Annotated in this window: 26 protein-coding genes; 8 read left to right on the top strand and 18 right to left on the bottom strand. The window is 54.8% G+C overall.

Annotated features, from left to right (window positions below; translation table 11 throughout):
* Positions 1-33 precede the first annotated feature (33 nt).
* On the bottom strand, positions 34-1,218 hold the full coding sequence (locus Q7C21_RS20395; protein WP_003851335.1) for a NupC/NupG family nucleoside CNT transporter: 1,185 nt from the start codon (positions 1,216-1,218) through the stop codon (positions 34-36).
* A gap of 150 nt (positions 1,219-1,368) precedes the next feature.
* On the opposite strand from Q7C21_RS20395, the gene rph reads away from it, so the two are divergent.
* Positions 1,369-2,085, top strand: a complete 717-nt coding sequence (gene rph / locus Q7C21_RS20390) for a ribonuclease PH (protein ID WP_003851334.1) — start codon at positions 1,369-1,371, stop codon at positions 2,083-2,085.
* 49 nt (positions 2,086-2,134) lie between these two features.
* Complete coding sequence (gene pyrE, locus Q7C21_RS20385; RefSeq protein WP_031591887.1) at positions 2,135-2,776, top strand: orotate phosphoribosyltransferase; 642 nt, start codon at positions 2,135-2,137, stop codon at positions 2,774-2,776.
* Positions 2,777-2,811: 35 nt separating this feature from the next.
* Here pyrE and slmA read toward each other — a convergent pair whose 3' ends face one another.
* The 3 genes from slmA to coaBC all read right to left on the bottom strand — a co-directional run bounded on the left by slmA (position 2,812) and on the right by coaBC (position 5,184).
* Positions 2,812-3,408, bottom strand: coding sequence for a nucleoid occlusion factor SlmA (gene slmA, locus Q7C21_RS20380; protein ID WP_039660564.1), 597 nt, complete (start codon positions 3,406-3,408; stop codon positions 2,812-2,814).
* Positions 3,409-3,527: 119 nt separating this feature from the next.
* The gene (dut, locus tag Q7C21_RS20375; protein WP_003851329.1) at positions 3,528-3,986 is read right to left on the bottom strand and encodes a dUTP diphosphatase; all 459 of its coding nucleotides are present in this window, start codon (positions 3,984-3,986) and stop codon (positions 3,528-3,530) included.
* Positions 3,964-5,184 carry a bifunctional phosphopantothenoylcysteine decarboxylase/phosphopantothenate--cysteine ligase CoaBC gene (coaBC, locus tag Q7C21_RS20370; RefSeq protein WP_003851326.1) on the bottom strand — a complete coding sequence of 407 codons (1,221 nt, stop codon included), beginning with the start codon at positions 5,182-5,184 and terminating at the stop codon, positions 3,964-3,966. Before coaBC ends, dut begins: the two co-directional genes overlap by 23 nt.
* A 180-nt stretch (positions 5,185-5,364) precedes the next feature.
* Here coaBC and radC point away from each other — a divergent pair, with 180 nt between their 5' ends.
* The 4 genes from radC to mutM all read left to right on the top strand — a co-directional run bounded on the left by radC (position 5,365) and on the right by mutM (position 7,565).
* Positions 5,365-6,021: a DNA repair protein RadC gene (radC, locus tag Q7C21_RS20365; RefSeq protein ID WP_003851323.1), complete on the top strand. Its 657-nt coding sequence runs from the start codon at positions 5,365-5,367 to the stop codon at positions 6,019-6,021.
* Positions 6,022-6,262: 241 nt separating this feature from the next.
* Positions 6,263-6,499, top strand: a complete 237-nt coding sequence (rpmB, locus tag Q7C21_RS20360) for a 50S ribosomal protein L28 (protein ID WP_006121249.1) — start codon at positions 6,263-6,265, stop codon at positions 6,497-6,499.
* 19 nt (positions 6,500-6,518) lie between these two features.
* Positions 6,519-6,686 carry a 50S ribosomal protein L33 gene (rpmG, locus tag Q7C21_RS20355; RefSeq protein WP_003024094.1) on the top strand — a complete coding sequence of 56 codons (168 nt, stop codon included), beginning with the start codon at positions 6,519-6,521 and terminating at the stop codon, positions 6,684-6,686.
* A 69-nt stretch (positions 6,687-6,755) separates the two neighbouring features.
* Positions 6,756-7,565, top strand: coding sequence for a bifunctional DNA-formamidopyrimidine glycosylase/DNA-(apurinic or apyrimidinic site) lyase (mutM, locus tag Q7C21_RS20350; RefSeq protein WP_003851319.1), 810 nt, complete (start codon positions 6,756-6,758; stop codon positions 7,563-7,565).
* On the opposite strand, the gene coaD is transcribed toward mutM, so the two are convergent.
* The 11 genes from coaD to rfaD form a co-directional block, all read right to left on the bottom strand.
* Positions 7,562-8,041: a pantetheine-phosphate adenylyltransferase gene (gene coaD, locus Q7C21_RS20345; protein ID WP_003851317.1), complete on the bottom strand. Its 480-nt coding sequence runs from the start codon at positions 8,039-8,041 to the stop codon at positions 7,562-7,564. The two genes, mutM and coaD, sit on opposite strands and share 4 nt — an antisense overlap.
* 2 nt (positions 8,042-8,043) lie before the next feature.
* Positions 8,044-8,814 (bottom strand): glycosyltransferase family 2 protein, encoded by a 771-nt coding sequence (locus Q7C21_RS20340; RefSeq protein ID WP_375151060.1) that lies wholly within the window; start codon positions 8,812-8,814, stop codon positions 8,044-8,046.
* The gene (gene waaA / locus Q7C21_RS20335) at positions 8,814-10,088 is read right to left on the bottom strand and encodes a lipid IV(A) 3-deoxy-D-manno-octulosonic acid transferase (RefSeq protein ID WP_003851314.1); all 1,275 of its coding nucleotides are present in this window, start codon (positions 10,086-10,088) and stop codon (positions 8,814-8,816) included. Before waaA ends, Q7C21_RS20340 begins: the two co-directional genes overlap by 1 nt.
* Positions 10,089-10,180: 92 nt before the next feature.
* The gene (locus tag Q7C21_RS20330; RefSeq protein ID WP_182630290.1) at positions 10,181-11,314 is read right to left on the bottom strand and encodes a glycosyltransferase family 4 protein; all 1,134 of its coding nucleotides are present in this window, start codon (positions 11,312-11,314) and stop codon (positions 10,181-10,183) included.
* The gene (gene rfaQ / locus Q7C21_RS20325; RefSeq protein ID WP_375151059.1) at positions 11,307-12,383 is read right to left on the bottom strand and encodes a putative lipopolysaccharide heptosyltransferase III; all 1,077 of its coding nucleotides are present in this window, start codon (positions 12,381-12,383) and stop codon (positions 11,307-11,309) included. Before rfaQ ends, Q7C21_RS20330 begins: the two co-directional genes overlap by 8 nt.
* Positions 12,384-12,456: 73 nt before the next feature.
* The gene (locus Q7C21_RS20320; RefSeq protein ID WP_225613919.1) at positions 12,457-13,443 is read right to left on the bottom strand and encodes a glycosyltransferase; all 987 of its coding nucleotides are present in this window, start codon (positions 13,441-13,443) and stop codon (positions 12,457-12,459) included.
* Between the two features lie 325 nt (positions 13,444-13,768).
* Positions 13,769-14,773, bottom strand: coding sequence for a glycosyltransferase family 8 protein (locus Q7C21_RS20315; protein WP_375151058.1), 1,005 nt, complete (start codon positions 14,771-14,773; stop codon positions 13,769-13,771).
* A gap of 9 nt (positions 14,774-14,782) precedes the next feature.
* Positions 14,783-15,859 (bottom strand): glycosyltransferase family 9 protein, encoded by a 1,077-nt coding sequence (locus Q7C21_RS20310; protein ID WP_192378247.1) that lies wholly within the window; start codon positions 15,857-15,859, stop codon positions 14,783-14,785.
* Positions 15,856-16,833 carry a lipopolysaccharide heptosyltransferase RfaC gene (gene rfaC / locus Q7C21_RS20305; protein ID WP_003851302.1) on the bottom strand — a complete coding sequence of 326 codons (978 nt, stop codon included), beginning with the start codon at positions 16,831-16,833 and terminating at the stop codon, positions 15,856-15,858. The genes Q7C21_RS20310 and rfaC overlap by 4 nt, the downstream gene beginning before the upstream one ends.
* A complete protein-coding gene (gene rfaF, locus Q7C21_RS20300; protein ID WP_003851300.1) occupies positions 16,821-17,876 on the bottom strand; it encodes an ADP-heptose--LPS heptosyltransferase RfaF in 1,056 nt (351 codons plus the stop codon). Before rfaF ends, rfaC begins: the two co-directional genes overlap by 13 nt.
* Positions 17,877-17,893: 17 nt before the next feature.
* The gene (rfaD, locus tag Q7C21_RS20295; protein ID WP_010258257.1) at positions 17,894-18,826 is read right to left on the bottom strand and encodes an ADP-glyceromanno-heptose 6-epimerase; all 933 of its coding nucleotides are present in this window, start codon (positions 18,824-18,826) and stop codon (positions 17,894-17,896) included.
* Between the two features lie 230 nt (positions 18,827-19,056).
* On the opposite strand from rfaD, the gene Q7C21_RS20290 reads away from it, so the two are divergent.
* Both Q7C21_RS20290 and tdh read left to right on the top strand, forming a co-directional pair.
* The gene (locus tag Q7C21_RS20290) at positions 19,057-20,253 is read left to right on the top strand and encodes a glycine C-acetyltransferase (protein ID WP_008926948.1); all 1,197 of its coding nucleotides are present in this window, start codon (positions 19,057-19,059) and stop codon (positions 20,251-20,253) included.
* Between the two features lie 10 nt (positions 20,254-20,263).
* Positions 20,264-21,292, top strand: a complete 1,029-nt coding sequence (tdh, locus tag Q7C21_RS20285; protein WP_008926947.1) for an L-threonine 3-dehydrogenase — start codon at positions 20,264-20,266, stop codon at positions 21,290-21,292.
* 28 nt (positions 21,293-21,320) lie between these two features.
* Here tdh and Q7C21_RS20280 read toward each other — a convergent pair whose 3' ends face one another.
* From Q7C21_RS20280 to Q7C21_RS20270, 3 genes are all read right to left on the bottom strand, one after another.
* Entirely contained in the window at positions 21,321-22,232 is a 912-nt protein-coding gene (locus Q7C21_RS20280) for a hypothetical protein (protein WP_105100105.1), read from the bottom strand.
* Positions 22,225-23,454, bottom strand: a complete 1,230-nt coding sequence (locus tag Q7C21_RS20275; protein WP_154926967.1) for a glycosyltransferase — start codon at positions 23,452-23,454, stop codon at positions 22,225-22,227. Before Q7C21_RS20275 ends, Q7C21_RS20280 begins: the two co-directional genes overlap by 8 nt.
* A 103-nt stretch (positions 23,455-23,557) precedes the next feature.
* Entirely contained in the window at positions 23,558-24,460 is a 903-nt protein-coding gene (locus Q7C21_RS20270; RefSeq protein ID WP_008926944.1) for a divergent polysaccharide deacetylase family protein, read from the bottom strand.

Genomic DNA, 24,460 nt, shown 5'->3' with positions numbered 1-24,460 from the left:
AAGCGGGCGGCGAAGCTGCCGCCCGCTAAATAGTCAGATAAACAGACCGGCAAAGGCCGCAGAGAGCAGGCTGACCAGTGTGGAGCCATAGACCAGCTTCCAGCCAAAGCGGGAAACCACATTTCCCTGTTTCTCGTTCAGGCCTTTTATTGCGCCCGCCACAATGCCGATCGAGGCAAAGTTAGCAAAAGAGACCAGGAACACCGACAGAATACCCAGCCCGCGCGCACTCATGCCCGCCGCGACTTTCTGCAGTTCAATCATCGCCACAAACTCATTCGCGACCAGCTTAGTCGCCATGATGCCTGCCGCCTGCAGGGCATCGGCTTTCGGAATCCCAATCAGCCAGGCCAGAGGATAGAACAGATAGCCGAGCAGCTGCTGGAAGCTGTAGCCAAACACCGCCGCAAACAGCGCGTTAACGGCAGCAATCAGAGCAATAAAGCCAATCAGCATCGCCAGAATAATCATCGCCACTTTGAAGCCTGCCAGGATGTACTCACCCAGCATCTCGAAGAAGCTCTGCTCTTCATGCAGCTTTTCCAGCGCGATAGGCTGCTCATCCCGGCTTTCCATCGGGTTGATGATCGACAGGATAATAAAGGTGCTGAACATGTTAAGCAGCAGTGCAGCAACCACATACTTCGGTTCAATCATCGACATATAAGCACCGACAATCGACAGCGAAACGGTGGACATCGCGGTCGCTGCCATGGTGTAGAGCCGGCGCGGTGGGATATCACCCAGAATCCCTTTATAGGCGATAAAGTTTTCTGACTGACCGAGGATCAGTGTGCTGACGGCGTTGAATGACTCCAGCTTGCCCATGCCGTTAATCTTCGACAGCAGCGTTCCGAAAACACGAATCAGTAGCGGCAGGATGCGCCAGTGCTGCAATATGCCAATGAGTGCCGAAATAAAGACAATCGGACAGAGCACACCAAGGAAGATAAACGCCAGCCCCTGTTTGCTCATTCCGCCAAAAACGAACTCCGTGCCCTGCGCCGCAAACCCCAGCAACGTCTCAAAGAAACCGGCAAACGATCCGACCAGTGCCAGCCCTCCGGCGGAGTGAAGGAAGAACCAACCCAGCGCGGCTTCCACCACAATCAGTTGAATAATAAAGCGCAGACGAATCTGTTTACGGTCATGACTGACCAGCAGCGCAAGGGCGAAAATCACCACCAGCGCCAGCAGGAAATGAAGAATGGCGGCCATATGTCTTTTTTATCAGAGAGAAAGGAAAGCGCATTTAGCCACAGCTGGCCGGAAATTTCATCTGATGCCTGCTTCAGGCAGGCGCAAGAGACAGCGGGCAAGGAAGTCCGTATAATGCGCAGCCAATCATTAGCAAGCCGGAGAATACCCATGCGTCCAGCAGGCCGTAGCGCACAACAGGTGCGTCCAGTCACATTGACCCGCAATTACACCAAACACGCAGAGGGTTCCGTTCTGGTGGAATTCGGCGAAACGAAAGTGCTTTGCACTGCCTCCGTAGACGAAGGGGTTCCGCGTTTCCTTAAAGGCCAGGGCCAGGGTTGGGTCACAGCCGAATATGGCATGCTGCCGCGTTCGACCCACAGCCGTATGGCGCGTGAAGCCGCAAAAGGTAAACAGGGTGGCCGTACGCTGGAGATTCAGCGTCTGATTGCCCGTTCACTGCGCGCCGCGGTTGATCTTAAAGCGCTGGGTGAATTTACCATTACGCTCGATTGTGACGTAATCCAGGCCGATGGCGGCACCCGCACCGCATCAATCACTGGCGCCTGTGTGGCTCTGGCTGATGCGCTGAACAAGCTGGTAGCCAGCGGCAAACTGAAAGCAAACCCGATGAAGGGTATGGTCGCCGCGATTTCAGTGGGCATCGTCAAAGGCGAAGCCCTGTGCGATCTGGAGTATGTTGAAGACTCAGCCGCAGAAACTGACATGAATGTCGTGATGATGGAAGATGGCCGCATGATCGAGGTGCAGGGCACCGCCGAGGGCGAACCCTTCAGCCATGAAGAGCTGCTGACGCTACTGGCGCTGGCGCGCGGCGGAATTGAGGAACTGATTCAGGCGCAGAAAGCAGCGCTGGAAAATTGATGTAACAGGCGACCTCAGAGTCGCCTTTTCTTTATTTGAGGAGTGAGAGATGAAAGCCTGGCAGCGTCAGTTTATTGAATTCGCCCTGAACAAGCAGGTGCTGAAGTTCGGTGAGTTCACTTTGAAGTCCGGGCGTAAAAGCCCCTATTTCTTTAATGCCGGTCTGTTTAACAGCGGACGGGATTTAGCGCTGCTGGGACGCTTCTACGCGCAGGCGCTGGTGGATGGCGCTGTTGATTTCGATCTGCTGTTTGGTCCGGCCTATAAAGGCATTCCGATTGCTACCACCACGGCAGTGGCGCTGGCTGATCATCATGACCGCGATGTGCCTTACTGCTTTAACCGTAAAGAAGCCAAAGATCACGGTGAAGGTGGCCTGCTGGTAGGCAGTCCGCTGCAGGGCAAAGTGATGCTGGTGGACGACGTGATCACAGCGGGCACGGCGATTCGTGAGTCGATGGATATTATCGGCGCGCACAACGCCACCCTGGCAGGTGTGCTGGTTTCGCTAGATCGTCAGGAGCGTGGACGCGGAGAGATGTCGGCAATCCAGGAAGTGGAACGTGATTACGGCTGTAAAGTGACCGCGATTATTACCCTGGCAGACCTGATTGCCTGGCTGGAGGAGAAGCCTGAGATGGCCGATCACCTGGCTCAGGTCCGTGCTTATCAGAAAGCGTACGGGATTTAACAGAGGCGGGCGCAATGCCCGCCTTCTTTGACGCTTTACGTTAGCTGAGCAGCCATGAGTGGCCAGCGGGCCTCAAAGTCTGCGGTAGGACTGAAACGAAACTCAGAACGGACATACCGCGACAGCAAACCTTCACAGAAAGCCAGCAACTGACTTGCCAGCAATGCTTCATCAGCCTGAAAAGCCTCGCCCTCACGCATTTTCCGCTCACGCATGACCTGTCGCAGTTGCACTTCAATCCGCTCAAACAGTTGATTGATACGTCCCTGCAGTCGGTCCTGCTCAAACATCAGAGCATGGCCGGTCAGTATGCGCGTCAGTCCCGGATTACGCTCACCAAATCCCAGAATCAATTGCACGATCAGACGCAGACGCGTCATGGTCTCTTTTTCATCCTTGAGGATCAGATTGATGCGGGTAATCAGACTGTCTTCGATAAACTCAATCAGACTATCGAACATGCGTGTCTTGCTGGGGAAGTGACGATACAGCGCCGCTTCGGAAACACCCACTGTGGCTGCCAGTTTGGCTGTGGTGATACGCTGACTGCCATCGCCCGACTCCAGCATCTGCGCCAGCGCCTGCAAAATCTCTTCGCGACGATTCCGCTTCGCGACTTTTTTTTCTGCCATGACCTTAAAGACCCCTGAAATTCACCTAAATACAGGCAACACCTACGCATCTGCCACAGGAACGCGTCCTGCAGCGATGAGGAAAAATAACGGGCGTAAGTGAAAGTCGGTAATGCGGGTTACTGGCGACCGGAGTGGCCGAAGCCGCCTTCGCCGCGCTGGCTGGCGTCGAAATCTTCAACCAGATTAAATTCAGCCTGGACTACCGGTACAAACACCAGTTGTGCCATGCGATCGCCGGGCTGCAGCGAGAAACTTTCCTGACCACGATTCCACACCGATACCATCAGCTGTCCCTGATAGTCCGAATCAATCAGACCCACCAGGTTGCCCAGCACGATGCCATGCTTATGGCCAAGGCCCGAGCGCGGCAGGATTACAGCGGCCAGATCGGGATCAGCGATATGAATCGCCAGGCCGGTCGGAACCAGCGTCGTGGTGCCTGGTGCGATGTCGAGAACATCATCAATGCAGGCGCGTAAATCTAACCCAGCGGAACCTGAAGTGGCATAGGTCGGCAGTGGAAACGCTTTGCCGACGCGCGCATCCAGAATTTTAACGTCTATTTTTTTCATCATAACGGCTGACAATCTCGTCTATTAATTGTTGGCCAAGGAGAGACTTATCGCTGAGCGGTAAGCGTTTTTCTCCATCCTGCCAAAAAAGGTGAAGAGCATTGGTGTCGCTATTAAACCCCTGTCCGGCTTTAGCGACATCGTTAGCGCAGATCAGATCCAGATTCTTGCGCACCCGTTTTTGCCGGGCGTATTCTTCCACATTCTGTGTTTCAGCAGCAAATCCAACGACGAATGGCCGGTTTTCCTGAAGTGCAGCGACGCCGGCAACAATATCGGGATTCTTTACCAGGTTCAGCGTGACGTTATCATCGCCGCCCTGTTTCTTGATTTTATCGGCCGCAATATCGGCTGCCCGGTAGTCTGCCACGGCTGCGCTTGCAATGAAAATATGTTGTTTATCTATCTCACTCATCACAGCGGCCTGCATCTCCAGCGCGCTGGTAACATCAACGCGTCGCACACCCGCAGGTGCAGGCAGGCTGACCGGGCCGCTGACCAGCGTGACCTGAGCACCACGTCGGGCAGCCGCAGCGGCAATCGCAAAGCCCATTTTACCGGAGCTGTGATTCGTGATGTAGCGCACCGGATCCAGCGCCTCTCGGGTCGGGCCGGCGGTAATCATAATGTTGAGATGTTGCAGATCGTTGACGGGCGTAGCCCACAGCAGCGCATGGTCAACAATCGCCAGCGGGTCCAGCATCCGGCCTGGCCCGACGTCGCCACAGGCCTGGCTGCCGCTGTCCGGCCCCCAAATCAGCACGCCCCGCGCGTGGAGCGTCTGAAGGTTTTGCTGGGTCACCGCTGCGCGATACATCTGCTGATTCATGGCTGGCACGACCGCCACGGGTGAGGCCGTGGCCAACACGGCAGTGGTCACCAGATCGTTTGCCATGCCAGCAGTCACACGGGCAATCAGATCGGCAGTGGCCGGAGCCAGCACAATCAGGTCGGCCCATTTTGCCAGTTCAATATGACCCATCGCCGCTTCTGCAGCGGGATCAAGCAGATCGTCAAACACCGGATAGCCGGAGACGGCTTGCAGGCTGAGCGGAGTGATAAACGCTTTGGCACCTTCCGTCATCATCACGCGCACATCAGCGCCGCGATCGCGCAGGCGCCGCACCAGCTCAGGTGCTTTATACGCTGCGATACCGCCGCTCACGCCAAGAAGAATTTTTTTACCGGCTAATCCCATCATGATGTTGGCCTCACTAAGCTCTCTGCCGCTCGCGGCGGCGAATGCACGGACTTTATCACAAAAGCGTGGATGCGCCTTTTCACCGACTGCGTTTGCGAGCCGTCTCGTAGATTGCCGTTCCATTGATAGCCGCACTCTGCAGGATGAGCCATTCTGAGGCTCATCTCAGGGAGAGCGAAAATGAAAATCAAGGGACCACGGGAAAAACTCCAGAAACTGGGCGCAAACTCGCTCACCGATACCGAATTGCTGGCCATTTTTCTCCGCACCGGATCGCCAGGGCAGAACGTCCTTGAACTGGCCGGAGAGATGCTGGAGGGGTTTGGCTCGCTTTATCTGCTCATGACATCAGACAAAGCGGCATTCGGTGAAGTCAAAGGTATCGGCGATGCCAAGCTGGCGCAACTTCACGCGGTTGCCGAACTGGCGAAGCGATTTTTCGCCAGCAAACTGGTTCGCGAAAGCGCCATGGAGAACCCACAAATCACGCGCCAGTATCTGCAAAGTTTGCTGGCTCATCAGGAGCGTGAGATCTTTATGGCCCTGTTTCTGGATAACCAGCATCGGGTGCTACGGGCACAAAATATGTTCTCGGGTTCTATTAATAGTGTGGAAGTTCATCCTCGTGAGATCGTTCGGGAGGCGCTGAAACTCAACGCAGCTGCTCTGATACTGGCGCATAATCACCCGTCGGGCATGGCCGAACCGAGTCGCGCAGACCGCGAAGTGACCCACAAAGTCAGTGAGGCCTGCCAGCTATTCGATATACGCTTGCTCGATCATCTGGTGATTGGGCATGGCGAATATGTCTCCTTTGCCGAGCGGGGATGGCTCTGATAGCGGGAAATTTCGCGCCAGGTGGCGGCTTTTTGCCCGATCATTCGGGATCTTTATCTGTTCGGGACTTGAGCACTTGGGCTGAGCGGCGTATACTACGCCACCTTTGAGAATCTCGGGTTTGGCGGTTAGGCCAGCTTAGCGGGTTCCATGGAATTCGCCTGGCGGGCTGCAAGCCTGACGAGGCGGCCCAAACCTAATTTTTAAAGCTCGAGCTGATTTGATTTTTGGAGATATTGACATGTCACGAGTCTGCCAGGTAACTGGAAAGCGTCCGGTGACGGGTAACAACCGTTCCCACGCAATGAACGCGACGAAACGCCGTTTCCTTCCGAACCTGCACTCACACCGTTTTTGGGTTGAGAGCGAGAAGCGCTTCGTTACTCTGCGTGTATCTGTTAAAGGTATGCGTATTATTGATAAAAAGGGCATTGATACGGTGTTAGCCGATATGCGTGCCCGTGGTGAGAAGTACTAAGGTACTAAGGAACTGAATCATGGCTAAAGGTATTCGTGAGAAGATCAAGCTGGTTTCCTCTGCTGGTACAGGTCACTTCTATACCACCACGAAGAACAAACGTACTAAACCAGAGAAGCTGGAACTGAAAAAGTTCGATCCGGTTGTACGTCAGCATGTGCTCTACAAAGAAGCTAAAATTAAGTAATTTTAGTGTTCTGCTAAAAACCCGGCTCCGGCCGGGTTTTTTGTTTGTGTAAAACGCTGAGGAGAGGCTATGCCAGAGTTGCCAGAGGTTGAAACCAGCCGCCGCGGTATCGAACCGCATTTGGTCGGTGAAACCATCCTTCACGCCGTGGTGCGTAATTCACGTTTGCGCTGGCCCGTTTCGCAGGAGATCCTGGCGCTGAGCGATCAGCCGGTTCTCAGCGTGCAGCGCCGGGCGAAATATCTGCTGCTGGAGCTGCCGCATGGCTGGATTATTATCCACCTTGGCATGTCCGGCAGTCTGCGCGTGCTGTCAGAAGAGTTGCCAGCAGCGAAGCATGATCATGTTGATTTAGTGATGAGCAACGGCAAAGTGCTGCGCTACACCGACCCGCGCCGCTTTGGTGCCTGGCTCTGGAGCAGCGATCTGGCGGGCAGTAGTGTGCTGGCCCATCTCGGGCCGGAGCCACTCAGCGAGCAGTTTGATGGGGCTTACCTGTTTGATAAGTCACGCGGCAAGCGGACGCTCATTAAGCAGTGGCTGATGGATAACAAAGTGGTGGTGGGCGTGGGCAACATTTATGCCAGTGAGTCACTGTTTACCGCCGGGATCGTTCCCGATCGTGCTGCCGGAAGCCTGTCTCAGGCCGAATCAGAACTGCTGGTGAATACCATCAAAGCGGTGCTGCTTCGTTCGATTGAGCAGGGCGGAACCACGCTGCGTGACTTCTTACAGACAGACGGTAAGCCGGGCTACTTTGCACAGCAGTTGCAGGTCTATGGCCGGGCGGGTGAACCCTGTCGGGCATGCGGTACGCCGATTGTCAGCGGCAGGCATGGGCAACGCAGCACTTACTGGTGCCCGAACTGTCAGCATTAAGCCAGTTTAGCCAGCAATGCCTGATGCACTGGCGCGGGCAGGAAGGCGCTGACATCGCCTTTGTGACGCGCTACCTCTTTGACCAGTGAAGATGAGATAAACGAGAAGCCTTCAGACGGCATGAGGAAAACGCTCTCCAGTGTTGGCAGCAGGTGACGATTCATCTGCGCCAGCTGCATTTCATATTCAAAATCTGACACCGCTCGCAATCCACGAACCAGCACGTTCGCCTGCTGGTCACGGGCGAAATTCGCCATCAGGTCGCTGAACCCGACCACCTCAACGTTAGGCAGATGGGCCACCACTTCACCGGCCAGCGCCACGCGTTCATCCAGACTAAACATCGGTTTTTTGCTGGGGCTAGCGGCAACAGCCAGAATAACCTCGTCAAACATCTGTGCTGCCCGCGTCACGATATCGACATGGCCAAGCGTCACAGGATCAAATGTACCGGGATAGATGGCTTTCGTGGTCATACTCACCCTTTTGCCGAAGCGTGATTCAGCGCCCAGAGGGCTGAATATTTATTGAAGGTATATTGCGCGTTGACCACCGCCAGAATCCAGCCCTGCCTGCCGTCGAGAAAACCGGCACGCAGCAGCAGCGTTTTCACAAATGCGCCCAGCGTGTGGCTGAATACAGAAAAGAGGCCGCAGCGCTTACCGCGCTGATGGCGTTCTGTGGCCCAGGCTTCAGCATAGGCCAGTTGCTTGCGCTGAAAGGCGATTAAATCGCGGCAGGTCAGATGTTCCAGATCGCCAGGCAATGCCACTACCGGCGCGCCGTCACTCTGCAGGGATTCATGCACCAGATTGTCATTGTAGCGGAAGGTGCGGGGATAGAGGCGCATCACGCGATCGGGATACCAGCCACTGTGGCGCATAAAGCGACCGAGAAACAGGTTGCTGCGGCCCAGGCTATAAACCGTGCGGCTGGGTGGGGCAACCAGCACCTGCTCAATTGCAGCACGCAGTTCGGGTGAAACGCGCTCATCTGCATCGATCATCAAAATCATGTCGCCGGTAGCATAGCCCTGCGCGCGCTGGCGCTGGATACCATAACCCTGCCAGTCATCATTCTGATAGACCTGCGCACCGGCCTGGGTGGCGATGTTGACGGTGTCATCCCTGCTGCCAGAGTCCAGCACGATAATTTCATCGGCCCAGCTGACCGAGGCCAGGCAATCAGGCAGCAGTTCCGCTTCATTTTTGGCGATCATCACTACGGAAAGACGTTGGCGTACTGACATTAGTGAGTCCGGGGTGGCAGATGCGGTTCGAGTAACTGTAGCAAACGCTGGAGCGCACCCTGATTCTGGTGCAACACGTCTACCGCATGGCGTCCGTAATAACGGCGGTAATCATCATCCTGCAAAAGATTAGTGACTTCTTTTTCCAGCGAAATCACGTCGGTGACCGTAATCAATCCCTGGCCTTCCTGCAGCTTGCTGCAGATATCTTTGAAGTTCCAGATATGGGGCCCCATCAGAACCGGAAGCGCATGGGCAGCAGGTTCGAGTGGGTTATGTCCGCCCCGTTCAACCAGGCTGCCACCGACCAGAGCCAGATCGGCAATGCCGTAGAGCAGCATCAGTTCGCCCATGGAGTCGCCGATAACCACCTGCGTTGAGCCGGAAGGGATCTCGCCGCTGCTGCGCAGGATAAAACTAAAGCCGCGTTCCTGCGTCAGTTCGCGGGCATCGTTGAAGCGCTCGGGATGGCGGGGAACCAGAATCAGCAGCAGATCCGGAAAGGTCTGCAGCAGGCGGCGATGAGCATCCAGCACAATGGCCTCTTCGCCTTCGTGTGTGCTGGTGGCTATCCACACCGGTCTGCGCGGCGCCCACTGACGACGAAGCGTCACCGCTCTGGCGGCCAGTTCTGGCGTGACGGAAATATCAAACTTCAGACTGCCGGTAATGGCCAGTTGTGAACGTTTCAGGCCCAGGCTCAGGAAGCGGTCGCCATCTTCAGTGTTCTGCGCGGCGATTAGCGTAATGCTCTGCAACAGGCGTCGCATAAACTTACCCAGCTTGCGGTAGCCTTTGGCGGATCGGGCCGAGAGGCGGGCATTGGCAATCACCAGCGGAATATTACGCTGGTGCAGAATGCGGATAATGTTCGGCCATAGCTCGGTTTCCATGATGATCACCAGCCGTGGATTGACCGTATCAAGAAAACGATTAATTGAACCCGGCAGATCATAAGGCAGATAGACGTGATGTACATCTTTACCGAAAGCAGATTGCGCTCGTTCAGAGCCGGTCGGCGTCATCGTGGTAACGGTAATCGGCAGAGTCGGGTAACGATGACGAAGTGCGCGCACCAGCGGGATCGCGGCAAGGGTTTCCCCCACAGAGACCGAGTGCAGCACAATGCCGTCAGGCTTCACTTTGCCGACACAATAGCCATAGCGTTCTGCCCAACGTTTGCGATAGGCAGGCGCTTTACGACCGCGCAGCCACAGGCGCAGCCAAATGAGTGGCTGAATTAAGTAGAGCAAGGCGGTGTAAATGGTCGTCATAGTTACCGTTACAGCAGGTTCGCGTCTAAAAACAGATTAAAATCAGATGACGGCATGTTATCAGAAACCCCGCATGCACTCATCCCACATTGTCAGTTGCTACCCAGTACCTGCTGATAAAGCGAAGTCAGTGACTGCGCCAGTCGTTGTGGGCCATAAGGTTCAATTTTACGCCGTGCTGCCTCACCCATTCGTGAATCCAGGGAAAGTGGCGGTATTGTGTTAACAGCCTGATTTAACCCCTTGATATCCAATGCATCGCAGACGAAGCCTTCCTGACCAGCGGTAATAAATTCTGCGCCACCACAGCCGGTGCTGGTAATCACGGGCAAGCCGCAGGCCATCGCCTCGAGCACCACATTCGGGAACGGGTCGTAGAGCGTAGGCAGCAGAAGGCCATCCGCCGCGTGATAATAGGGTTGTACATCCTGCTGTACGCCGACAAAGCGCAGTCGGTCCAGACAGTTAAGCTGATTTGCCAGCTGCTGATAACGTTGCAGCTGCTTATCCTGACCCACCACAATCAGATAGCGATCGCTGGCGGCCAGCGCCTGTATGGCCGCTTTCAGCCCTTTACGCTCAAAGCCGGAGCCGACATAAATCAGTACGGTAGCGGCATCGGGCAGCCCCAGTTGCTGACGGGTCGCGCGACGAGCTGTTTCCGTGGCGGGCTGGAAACGGCTGGCGTCGATAGCGTTATGAATAACGTGGATTTTTCCGGCGTCGAGCGGGAAACAGCGCAGAATATCGCGCTTTACCATTTCTGAATTACAGATCACCGCTTTTAGCGTCGGAGAGGTAAACATTTCGGCTTCCGCCTGCAGCACATAGCGATGATAGGGACTAAGCGTTGCACTCAGCCGTTGCCATGATGAGACGATGCGGGCGCGCTGTTCCAGCCAGACGCGATGCACACCATCACCCGCGCGGAAAATGTCACAGCCTGCGATACGCTCATGGCTTTGCACAATATCGAACTTTTCCCGCTCCCAGCAGGCGCGGGCTGCACGGGCAAAACCGCGCTCACGGGATACCCGTCCCAGCTTTGAAGGATTACAGATATGCAGATGCCAGTCAGGATTGGGCGTGCCTTGCCAGCTGCGGGTAATGATATTGAGATCGAGCTGTTCGCTGCCCAGCGCTTCCAGCGCGCGTGAGATAAAGCGCTCAGCACCGCCATCCGGGCGATATTTCTGCCGGACAATCGCCAGCCGTAACTTACTCATTCAGGTAGCTCCTCGCTGCCACGACCACATCCTTTACCGGAATGGCCGAGAGATAACGCTTGTCAGTTTTGGTGTCGATAGAATCGGGCGAGGGCAGCGGGCCATAATCGCCCGCCCAGATAACATGATTGTTGTCGCCCCATGGCCGCCAGTGCTGCAGCTTGGTCGGACCAAACAGCGCAATACAGGGGGTTTCAAGTGCAGCAGCCATGTGCATCGGTGCGGAGTCGACACCAATAAACAGCCGGGCGTGATCGATTAGCGCCGCCAGTTGCGGCAGCGTGAACTGACCCGCCAGCGAAACCACATCCTGCGATACACAGAGCGCCCTGATACGGTTAATCATCGCCAGCTCCTGCTTATCCGGCCCGGCGGTAAGCACCACTTTGCGGCCCGGCTGCGCCAGTTGATCAAGCGTGGCGGCAACGCTCTCCTCTTCCCAGCATTTAAAGCCCCAGCGTGAGGTCGGCTGCACCACAATATAGGGTGCGGTGACATGATGTTCCGCCAGTCTGGCCTGCACAATTTGCTGGTCAGCGTCGCTGTAGTGCATTGAGACGCGTGCGTTATCACTGCTAATGCCGAGAGGTGCCAGTGCAGACATATTCTGCTCAACGGTATGCAGTTTGCTGTGATTATGTGTCGGGACCAGCCGGTTATGACACCATCGCCACAGCACGTTATCACGTTTTTTATAGGCAAAACCGATGCGAACGGGTGCCGCAGAGAGCCGCGTCATCTGAGCAGCGCGCCACTGATCGGCCAGATTTATCACCAGATCATAATGAGCGGCACGCACGGCGCGAATTAATGCACGCTCATGGCCCAGCTTACGCCAGGTGCCCTCCTGCTTCCATTTGCGATCGATGACGTGCAAATGGCGGATAGCCGGATGCGCTTCCAGCATCGGACGCGTCTCTTTATAGAGCAACACGTCAATGCTGGCCTGCGGATAACGCTCATGAAGCGCATTGATGACGGGCGTTGTGAGCAGCATGTCACCATGATGGCGCAGCTTAATCAGTAATATATTTTTTGGAGAGAAGTTTGCTGGAATCAGGCTGGCCATAAACAAGAGTTCTCAGAATTCAGTGAGCCGATTGTAGGGCAAACCCTTTTTAGGATAAAGCCAGCCTCAAAGGTTATTTATTACGCCAGCGATAGAGTCGTGCCAGCCATAACAGCAACTGATACCACTGCTTAATGCCTCTGGCATTTCGTAACATGCGCAGGTGTGTCCGGGTTGTGAACAGGTCGGCAATGATCGCCTGGCGTGCGCGGGGGTCAGGCTCGCGTCTTACACTGTGACAAACGCTGAGCGCTTCATGGGTCACCTGATAGTGAAATGACGGGTAGATTTTCACGCGGTCACGATAACGATGGTTAAGCTCTTCCAGCAGGCGCGCAATCTTCAGGTAGTGACGCTGATATTCAACGTTGCGCTCGCCAGTGCGTTTGCGATTGCTGATGGAGGCGTCATGCATATAGTAGCGATAGAGTACGGCTTCGGTATACCGCACGCGTTTTGCCAGCAACATAAACTCGGTGGTCCAGGGAATATCCTGATGATGCAGGCCAGGTTCGAACTGCAACTGATGCTGCTCAATCAGTTCCCGGCGATAGATCCCCAGCCAGACCACATGCATATACCGATGGGTTTTCAGCGCGGTATTGAGCCAGTCGGCCCCACTCAGCACCGGTGTGCTGCGCAAACGATCCAGCGGAATCAGCGGTTTTACTCGCTGGCTATGTTTGAAAAACCACTCGGCGTTGCACTGTGCCGCATCCAGATTGTCCGCTTCCGCCAGCGTCACCAGCGTCTGATACATATCGGGCTGCATGGTGTCATCCGCATCAGGAAAGGTGACATATTTCCCGCGGGCTATCGCCAGCCCGGCGTTGCGGGCACGCGAGACACCGCCATTTTCCTGATGAATCACACGAATATGAGCATGCTGCTGTGCATACTGGTCGGCACGCTCGCCAGAGCCATCGGTGGAACCGTCATCGACAATTATGATTTCCAGCGCAGTCAGCGTCTGCGCCAGTAGCGCCTGCATGAACTCATCAAACATGCTGCCCGCGTTATACATCGGGGTAATGATACTCAGCAGAGGAGAAGTACTCATGACAATATCTGCACCGGCGTTGTATTCACTGCGAAAGGGCGTTGCCTCGTCATAAATCATTTCCAAATCAGCAGAATGAAATCAGGGAATGCATGATTATAAAACGGTGTGGCTTCCCTGCTTTACGAAAAACCACGCCCGACAACAATAATGCGCTATATGCGCTTTTTTTTACGCAATGAGGCCTTAAAGGTAAACAGATTATTATGCCGGTGTTCATTTGGCTTTTTATAAATGGTCGTGGCAAACAGCAGGTGGGATAAATGACGGGAAAGTCAGGCGCTGCAATAACAGCGCCCGAATCAATCTGATAAACCTGAGTGCGCTACTGTTCGCTCTGCTTAAAGAACTTGAGACTGACATACTTCATCATCCAGCCCATGCTTTCGGCATACTGCTTCTGATGCCACTTAATGCGGGCAAATCGCTTTATCTGTTTATAGTTGTCAGGCAAATCAAGCGGTTGTTCAGACCAGGGTGAGCGCTGGTAATAGCCGTAGTAGCGCCGGGCAAGGTCGCTGCCGGCCCACGCATGCCAGGGTTTGCATTTCCCGGTGTAGTGAATCATCACCGTGTCAGTGGGCACAGTAGAGTGGTCCCAGACTTTATTGGCGATGATGTCGTAAATCTGGTTATAACGGTCCGGCAGGATCAGAATCTCACCCTGAAGCACGATATTCAGCGCATCCTGATCGGGAAAGCCAAATTCAGCGCCCCGCGACACCAGCACGTCGGTAATACGCGCAGAGGTCTGCCTTTCGAGCCAGCGCGGAATATTGATCAGCATAAAGCCGGAGTTGAAATAGTGATGATGCTTCAGCCCGAGCTTCGCGCACTGATTCTGCCGCGCTCGCGGCGTGTCATTACAGGCCGCCAGCGTGTAATCCGTGAGATCCAGGGTAAACAGGGGAGAGTAATCGCCCACCACCAGGGTATCCGCATCAATATAGATCACCCGATCGCTGTAGCTCGCCACGGTTTCAGGGATCAGGAAGCGGTAGTGAATACTTTTGGGATAACGTCCGACGGAAGGCAGCTGCTCAACCCAGGCACTGCTAAAAATATGCAGTGTGATCGCCAGACGGTGGCCCGCGGCCAGCGAGCGCAGTTTTTCCACATCCTCATCGCGAAGCGAGTCTGAGAAAACATGGGCATGGAAAGCCGTATCGGGATGATGGCTGAGAAGTGAAAACAACGTAATGCCCAGGCCGCGCGCGTAGGCATGGTTAATGCCAAACGCAACGTGAACCGGATTGTCATCCGTGTCAGCAAGCGTGTTAACCAGCAGCTGACTTTGCTGAACGGCCTCAGTAAGAGGGGTAATTGCCATTACGCTTCACTATTCCAGATTATGAGTAATAAACGTTTGTATTCTAGTCAGTTTATCATGATCCAGCTCGAATAATTTTTCAGCGGGTTGCTCAAACCTATAAGGAGCGGAAAAAATGAACGACGATGCAGCAATATTTTCCGGTCCTATAAACAGTGCATTATGGACCGGACGCTGTTCTCTGATATCACATGGCCCATAAAGCACGATCACCGGGATCTGCTGCGCATCCGCAATATAGGCATTGCCAGAGTCAGAGCAGATGTAGAAATCCATTTGAGAAATGGCCCAGGGAACCTCTTCCAGCTTTAGCTCACCAATCAGACTGACAATATTCTCTTTTGGGCCGGTCAGGCTCAGTAACTCATCCAGCCATGGCTGCTCGGCTGGCGGGCCAAACACATAAAAGGTGCAGGGCAGGTCAGACAGCGACGTCATCAGCTGCTGCCAGATGCTGGCAGGAATCGTCTTGGCCTTGTTACCGGCAGAAATACTGATGCCTATTTTAATGCCGCTGCGTGGATTCAGCAGCGCAGCGGGCGGCGCAGGCGGCTGCCAGAGTGGCGAGGTCGCATGTTTGGGAAAATCGGTATAGCGATAGTCGCGGTTAATCAGCTTCAGGTAACTATCGAGCGTTAAATCTGTCTTCGCGTGGTCGACAATGCCGCTGGCGCTGCGATAGAAGGTTTTATGGTAGGACTTACGCACATAGGTGCGCAGAAACTGCTTGTTCGGTGCGTTGCATAACGCGGCAAAGAACAGGTTTACGCTATTTGGCTGCACCAGATAAACGCTGTCATAGCGGTTCATCAGGGTGAACGCGAGCTTCAGTTTGGCAAAAAAGCTGCGTTTTGCGTCTTCAATCAGAAAATAGCGGCTGACTGTGTCATCGTGACGCGCCAGCGGCTCCACCGCTTTGCTGATCAACAGCTCAGACTGACCCAGCGCGCGCAGCATCGGGGTGATATTGATAAAATCACCGATCTTCGCCGTCTGGATGATTAAGCTGCGACCCGTTGGCCGGTAGAACAGCCGCATAATCGCCCGAAAAGGCAGCAGCAGCAGGTAGATCAACACATAGTTCATGGCGTGTTTTCCGTAATAACGGCCTGCAGTTTTTCTGCCACCGAGTCAGCGGTCAGCTCCGCCAGACGATGATTCGGGGCGCTCAGAGCCTGTTGATTCTGCCCGTAACCGCCAATCAGTCCGGGATCGGTCGGGCCATACAGCGTCAGATTGGGACGATCCAGTGCCGCCGTCAGATGGCTCAATCCGGTATCTACCGAGACCACCGCCCGCGCGCCTGCCAGCTGCTGGGCTATCGCGTCCAGCGTCAGCTTAGGCAGCACATCGACATGTCCAAATCCTTCTGCAAGCCGCAGTGCACGTTGATGCTCATGCTCAGCACCCCAGGGCAGTTTCACCCGCAGACCGCTCGGCTGCATCAGTTCAATCAGCTGTCGCCAGTGTGATTCCGGCCAGTGCTTGTTGTCACGGGTTGTAGCATGCAGAAAGACCAGGTAATGCTGTGCGTCAGCGGGCAGATGATGCAGGAAGTGCCCGGCAATCGCGTAGTCACCCTGGTGTTGCGGCTTTTCATAGCCCAGGCTTTTGGCGAAGAGTTCGCGCGTTCGCTCAACCGCGTGCTGCCGCTTACTCACCTCATGGCGGACGTCATACCACCAGCTGGCAAATGGCTCACGCGCGCTGCGGCTGTCCTGTCCATGCTTCACCCCTTTCGATAAACGGGTGACCAGTGCGGCACTCTTGATCAGCCCCTGCGCATCAATCACGACATCATACTCACGTGACTGTAACTCGCGCTTAAACTGCACGCGCTCTTCACGCTGCTGACTGCCAAACCAGTGTTTGCGCCAGCGGCGAATCGCGACCGGTAACACCTTATCGACGGCGGGATGCCAGCCAGGGATCTGCGCAAAATTCTCTTCCACCACCCAGTCGAAACGGATGCCGGGAATAGCATGCATTGCATCGGTCAGAGCAGGGAGCGAATGCAGAACATCACCCATGGAAGAGGTTTTAACAATCAGGACGTGCATGGCACCTCCTGTGGCACGAGCAGTTCGCTCAGCGTCTGATGTACGCGCTCAGGCTGGATATCGATCAGGCTCTGGTGATAACCCTGTTCGGCATCGCCTTTGCGCACTTTGTGATAGCCAGTAATCAGGCGAATAATGCGCGCCTGACGTGCCAGCGGCGGCGTGAAGTCAGGGCTGCTGGGGCCATAGAGCGCGACGAGTGGACGATCCAGCGCCGCGGCAATATGCATCAGTCCGGAGTCGTTGCTGACCACAGCACGGCATTGCGCCAGCAGAATGACCGCCTGTTCCAGCTGGGTTTCGCCTGCCAGATTACGGCAATGGCCGCGCGCCGCTTCAGGCAGCGCAGCGATAATCTCTTCACCTGTCGGGCGATCTTTAGCAGAGCCGAACAGCACGATCTGGAAGCCGTCAGCAATCAACTGGCTCGCCAGCGTGGCGTAATGATAGTGTGGCCAGCGTTTGGCCGGACCAAATTCAGCGCCCGGACAAAAACCGATAATCGGACGGGTCGCCGCAAGCTGAAACTGTGCAGCCGTTTCAATCTTTTCCTGCTCTTCAACCTGCAATTTCGGCCATAACAGCGGCTGTGGCAGTTGCGCCGCCGAGGCAACAGGCGTGTCGTAGCCCAGCGCAACGTAGCGCTCAACCATCAGCGGAAAGGCGGCTTTATCCAGCACCCGCAAATCGTTCAGCAGGCCATAACGCATTTCACCGCGCCAGCCGACGCGGCGTTTTATTCCGGCGAAGAAGGGGACCAGCGCCGACTTAAAGGAGTTAGGCAGCACATAAGCACGGTCGTAGTGACTGGCGCGCAGCACTTTTCCCAGACGGCGACGCTCACCAATTTCCAGTGCGCCATGCCCTAGCGGCATCGCCAGCGCCTGATTCACCTCCGGCATGCGTGAAAGCAACGGACGGCACCACGCAGGCGCCATCACGTCGATCACTGCATCCGGATGTTCGGCCTTGAGTGTGCGATAGAGACTTTGCGACATCATCATATCGCCGACCCATGACGGGCCGATTACCAGAATTTTCATCGCCGGAGCAGCTTCCTTTATGCGTTGCGGTTCAGCCAGACCATATAGTCAGCAACGCCCTGGGCCACTGTTTTAAATGGCTTGTCGTAACCCGCGGCGCGTAGCTTAGTGAGATCGGCCTGGGTATAAGCCTGATAACGTCCTTTGAGTTTTTCCGGGAACGGAATGTACTCAATCTGGCCTTTCTGATGGAATTTCAGGACCGCATCAGCCACTTCCTGGAAGGATTCGGCGCGGCCTGTGCCACAGTTGTAAATTCCGGAGACGCCATTTTCCCAGCACCACAGGTTCACTTCCGCCACATCATCAACGTGAATGAAGTCACGTTTAAAGCCGTCACTGCCTTCAAACAGTTTTGGATTTTCATCGTTGCTGATCTGCGTGTTCAGATGGAAAGCCACACTTGCCATGCTGCCTTTATGGCCTTCACGCGGTCCGTAGACGTTGAAATAGCGGAAGCCGCACACCGGCGAATTCGCTTCCGGCAGCATCTGGCGGACATAGTGGTCGAACAGCATTTTGGAGTAGCCATAGACATTCAGTGGCTGCTCATACTGGCGCTCTTCAATGAAATTCTCGTTGCGTCCGCCGTAGGTCGCAGCAGAAGAGGCGTAGAGGAACGGGATCTCGCGCTCAAGACAGAAGTGAAGCAACTCTTTGGAGTACTGATAGTTGTTTTCCATCATGTACTTGCCATCCCACTCAGTGGTGGAGGAGCAGGCACCCTGATGGAATACCGCTTCGATCGGGCCTAAATCATCGCCCGCCATTACGCTCATCAGGAACTCTTCTTTGTCCATGTAATCGACGATATCCAGGTCGACTAAATTGGCAAACTTGGTGCCATCCTTCAGATTATCCACCACCAGAATGTCGGTGTGACCGCGATCGTTCAGCGCTTTGACGATGTTGCTGCCAATCATTCCTGCGCCGCCAGTTACGATAATCATGTTGTTACCTTCAACGTTGTGGGGTGAAACAGGAGGTTTCACACACGAATACCTCACATCATAACATTTCATCAGGGTGCAGACAGCCAGATGACTCTGTAACGCTTTGTGTGTACATCCGCGCGGCGTGAACTATGCTGCAAAAATGACATTCTGTTGGGCGATTTATCGTGAAGAAGCGGCCTGTTCAGTAAGATATGCCAGATTTTTGCCATCTGAGGAGAGCAATGATGCCTGCGCAATTTTATCAACAACTTCGTCAGCAACTTGATGATGCACGTCAGGAAGGACTGTTTAAACAGGAGCGGATCATCACCTCTGCCCAGCAGACGGAGATCGCAGTGGGCAGCGATCCGGCCGTGATTAACTTCTGCGCCAATAACTATTTAGGTCTGGCGAACCATCCGGCGCTGATTCAGGCGGCGAAAGCGGGGATGGATTCGCATGGTTTTGGCATGGCGTCGGTGCGCTTTATCTGCGGCACCCAGGATAGTCATAAGCAGCTGGAAAAGCGGCTGGCAGATTTTCTGGGCATGGAGGATGCCATTCTTTACTCCTCCTGTTTCGATGCCAACGGTGGCCTGTTTGAAACCCTGCTTGATGCCCAGGATGCAATAATTTCCGACGCGTTGAATCACGCCTCCATTATTGATGGCGTCCGGCTGTGCAAAGCGCAGCGATATCGCTATGCCAATAATGACATGGTGCAGTTGCGCGCCTGTCTGCAGGAAGCGCGCGATAAAGGTGCCCGTCATATTTTGATCGCAACTGATGGCGTCTTCTCTATGGATGGGGTGATTGCGAATTTGCCCGCCATCTGCGATCTGGCAGATGAGTTCTCCGCGCTGGTGATGGTGGATGACTCCCATGCGGTGGGCTTTGTCGGGAATGCCGGACGCGGAACCCATGAATATTGCGACGTCATGGGTCGGGTCGACATCATTACCGGCACGCTGGGTAAAGCGCTGGGCGGCGCGTCCGGAGGCTACACTGCAGCAAAAGCTGAAGTAGTGGAGTGGCTGCGTCAGCGCTCCCGTCCTTATCTGTTCTCCAACTCACTTGCCCCGGCTATTGTAGCTGCCTCGCTGCGGGTGCTGGATCTGCTCAGCGAAGGCGATGGGCTGCGTCAGCGTCTGTGGGATAACGCCCGTTACTTCCGGGAGCAGATGACGGCCGCGGGCTTTACGCTGGCCGGTGCCGACCACGCCATTATTCCGGTGATGCTGGGAGAAGCCAGCGTCGCCCAGCAGTTTGCCCATCTGCTGCAGCAGGAAGGTATCTACGTGACCGGTTTCTTCTATCCTGTGGTACCAAAAGGTCAGGCACGCATTCGCACCCAAATCTCTGCGGCGCACACCCAGCAACAACTGGAGCGTGCGGTGGCGGCCTTTACCCGCATCGGCAAACAACTGGGCGTCATCGCCTGAGGAGTCCGTCATGAAAGCACTCGCCAAACTGAAGAAGGAAGAGGGCATCTGGATGGTGACCGATGCGCCGGTTCCTGAGCCCGGTCATAATGATCTGCTGATTAAAATTCGTAAAACCGCCATCTGCGGCACCGATGTCCATATCTATAACTGGGATGACTGGTCACGCAAAACCATCCCGGTACCGATGATTGTCGGTCATGAATATGTGGGTGAGGTGGTTGCGATAGGACAGGAAGTGAAAGGCTTTACGATTGGCGATCGGGTCTCAGGTGAGGGGCATATCACCTGTGGGCACTGCCGCAACTGCCGCGCTGGACGCACGCATCTATGCCGGAATACGATGGGCGTGGGCGTTAACCGCCAGGGGTGCTTCGCGGAATATCTGGTCATTCCGGCCTTCAATGCGTTCAAAATACCCGACAATATTTCTGATGAGCTGGCGGCAATCTTCGACCCCTTCGGCAACGCCGTACATACCGCACTGTCGTTTGATCTGGTCGGCGAGGATGTGCTGATCTCCGGCGCAGGCCCAATTGGCATTATGGCTGCAGCGGTCTGTCGCCATGTCGGCGCACGTAACGTTGTGATCACGGACATCAATGAGTACCGCCTGGAGCTGGCGCGAAAAATGGGTGTCACGCGTGCGGTCAATGTGGCGAATGAGAACTTGCGGGATGTGATGCATTCGCTGGGTATGACGGAAGGGTTTGATGTCGGGCTCGAAATGTCCGGTGCACCGCCTGCGTTTCGTAGCCTGCTGGAGGTGATGAACCACGGCGGGCGGATTGCATTGCTGGGCATTCCGCCGGGGGAGATGGCGATCGACTGGAATCAGGTGATCTTCAAAGGGCTTTTTATCAAGGGAATTTATGGCCGCGAAATGTTTGAAACCTGGTACAAGATGGCAGCACTGATCCAGTCCGGCCTCGATTTAACGCCTGTAATCACCCATCGTTTTGGCATTGACGATTTCCAGCAGGGCTTTGATGAGATGCGTTCAGGACGTTCGGGAAAGGTGATACTGAACTGGAATTAAAACAACGGCCGCCGGGGCGGCCGCCTGATTAGCCTTGCTTTTTCTCTTCATCGGTCAGGTAGCGGACTTTACGCGTATAGTCCTGGCCTTTAAAGTTCAGCGGCTGTTGCGGATCGGTCAGGTATTTTTGCCATTCCGACAACGGGAATCCGCCGTGAGCGCCAACCACTTCAGGTGGGATCACCGCCGACTGTCCGCCAATTTTCTTCGAGACTGGCCAGTTAGCCCATTCCCCCAGATTGACGGTTTTAATATCCAGCATGTCCAGTAACACCGCCAGCGGGAGCTGATCGGTAGGCGGCTGGCTGTCGTTCATTAAATTCCAGGTATCATTAAACAGCGTCAGCCACAGCGGTGAAATACGCTGCCAGACTTCTCGCGTAGCAGCCAGGTAAGCGCCGTTAACGTGGTCTGTCAGATAGGGCCTGATACTGTGCGGATAATAGGCGGGAATCGCTTCATCCGGCGCTCCCTCCAGCTTGGCAATCATTTTCCCCTGACGAAAACTGGAGTAAAGATGGCCTGGACCCATCATGATTTCAGGCATCTTAAGCAGATTGAGGTCGGAATCGATCATCAGAATGCCGTCGCCTTTTGCCTGCAGGGGCGCCTGCAATTTGATTAAACGGCTGCGATAGATCTGTTTGTAACGGTAGCTCTCTTCCCGGTGTGGGACATCCAGCGTTGCCACGCGGGTTTTTACGGGCAGGCTGCCAAAGGCGTGAGTGGGCTGATCGCTGACTATCACAATCTCTTCTGCTTCTGTCGCAAAGCGCGCCGCAAAATCAGCACTGAGCAGGGCTTCTTCAATATAGTCCGCGCCAGTGCAGGGAATCACGACAGACGTGACCGGCACAGTGCCCTGAACCGCTCTATTCGAATAAGGCAGGTTATGGCGCGCTCTGATATGACGGTAACGGGGATTCAAAAAATTAAGCATGAGGTTTCTTTTTGGCGACGCTTTGCAAAATATTCTCGACGCCGCTGATATAGGTTTCAATAGCGTACTGTTCACGTACGCGTTTCGCTGCCGCATTGGTCAGGCGCTGACGTAACTCCGCATCCTGCCACAGCGCAGTCAGATGCTGTGTCAGTTGCACCACGTTGCCATAATCAAACAGCAACCCGGTTTCATCATGACTGATCAACTCGGCAGTGCCGACTACGCGGGAGCCCACGATGGTGGTATTTACCAGCATCGCCTCCAGTACAACCCGTGGCAAGCCTTCACTGCGTGAGGCAAGAATAAAGGTATCAAAGGCTGTAAGGTAATCCATCGCATTGTTCTGGAAGCCCGTAAAGACCACGTGATGCTGGATGTTCTCTGCGGTAGCCAGTTGCAACAGATGCTGAAGCTCCGGGCCCGCTCCGACAATCATCATTCGCCAGTCTGCATCGGGGTTGGCGCGTTTAAAACGGCCCAGAGCCTGCAGAATGTGGTGATTAGATTTACGTAATATCAGGGAGCCGATCGTGCCAAACACAAAGGTCGACGGAGAGAGTTTAAAACGCTGGCGTACGTCAAGACGGCTGGGCAGAGGCTGGTGGATATCGATAGCATTACTGACGGTAAAACAGCGCTCCGCTTCCACGCCATGGCGGCGTAAGGTGTCACTAACACCCTGTGACACGGCAATGACCGCCTGACAATCCTGATTAACCATGTTAACCAGCCGCGGTTCCAGAACCGGATCGATACGGCAGTGCTGAACCACCGCGACCGGCAGGCTGCGCGCCGCCAGATAACCTTCCACATTGGTGCTGGGCTGGTTATTCATGTAGAGCGTGTCAAATTTCCCCAGTTGCAGCAATGAATTGATTTTGATGGCATTAGGCATAATGCGCCAGTGTGTATCAACTTTATCAATGGTGCGTTTCCTGAGTTTTTTATTGAAAAACAGCAGCGCCCGTGCGGCTTCTTTTATAAATTTGGCCCAGCGTGGTTGCCTGATTTGCGGAATAAAAAAGACCGGAATAGCCAGCGCATTCAGCGTGGCTTCGATGGTTTCGTCGTTGCCACGGCTGTAGTTGTGATAGAAGCAGCAGGTAATATCGAACTTTTGACGATCGATACGTTTCAACAGCTCCAGCATGCTGTTGGTGCCGCCGCCCCACTCTCTGCCGTTGTCCAGCAGCAGGATTTTTTGTTTATTAATCGTCATCCCTACACTGTTCCCGCAAAGCCCGTTATTGCCCGACCCAGGATTATAGTAATTTCTGTGCATAAATGAACGCTAAGCTCAGCACTTAGCATTCATGGCAAATTCAGAACAGATTTTTCAGCGTCTTAAACAGCGGACTGTTATTCACACTTTCGGCAATGACCGTCAAGGCTCTGGTCGCCGGAACCGGCGTCAGCGGCTGCTTCGGTTTACATATGTCGGCAGGCCGGAAGCGTGGCGTCACCGGTTTTGTCGGTGCCACAGGCGTCCGTGCGTTGTTGTGAAGAGATTCGTTCAATAGCTCGCTGGGGCGAACCAGCGTAATGTCGGCTGGCAGCGTGGGTAACATCTGCTGCAGCACCCGTACGGTGTTAGGGTGAGGATGCCCAATGGCTATGGCGTACCCATCGCGCTGCGCCAGCTTTACCGCCCGACTGAACTGCTGGCGGATGGCGTTGATATCCTGGCTGTCATCAAGGAAGACCCGGCGTTTTAACACTTTGACCTGGGTACCCTGAGCGGCAGGAATAGCCTGACTATTGGCGATGGTCATGCTATCAAGAAAGTAGAGATTATAGTGGTTCAGCGCCTGCATCACCTTCTGCATACCGGGCAGGCTTGAGGTCATCCTGCTGCCCATATGATTGTTCAGACCCACGGCATAAGGCACGTTGTTAACCGCATTGCGCATGATGCGGGCGACCTCTTCGCTGCTCATCTCCGGCGTTAAGGTATCTTTTTCCAGCGGCTGTTTGCTCAGCGGCGCCATGGGCAGATGGATCAACACTTCGTGACCCCCCTGATGCGCTTTAATTGCCATTTCACGGGCATGGGGTGCGTTGGGTAATACCGCTACTGAAATAGCCTGGGGCATCTGCAGGACCTTGTTCTCTTCTGCAGGGCGATAGCCAACATCATCAATGACAATGGACAGTTTGCCCGCCTGCGCAGCGGAGCAGAACAGCAGGGCGCTCATCAGAACGGGGAGTTTTCGACGTTGCAGCAA

The organism is Pantoea sp. ANP04 (genome assembly GCF_041982285.1).
Taxonomy (GTDB): domain Bacteria; phylum Pseudomonadota; class Gammaproteobacteria; order Enterobacterales; family Enterobacteriaceae; genus Pantoea; species Pantoea eucalypti.
This window is presented reverse-complemented; position numbering and strand designations above follow the sequence as displayed.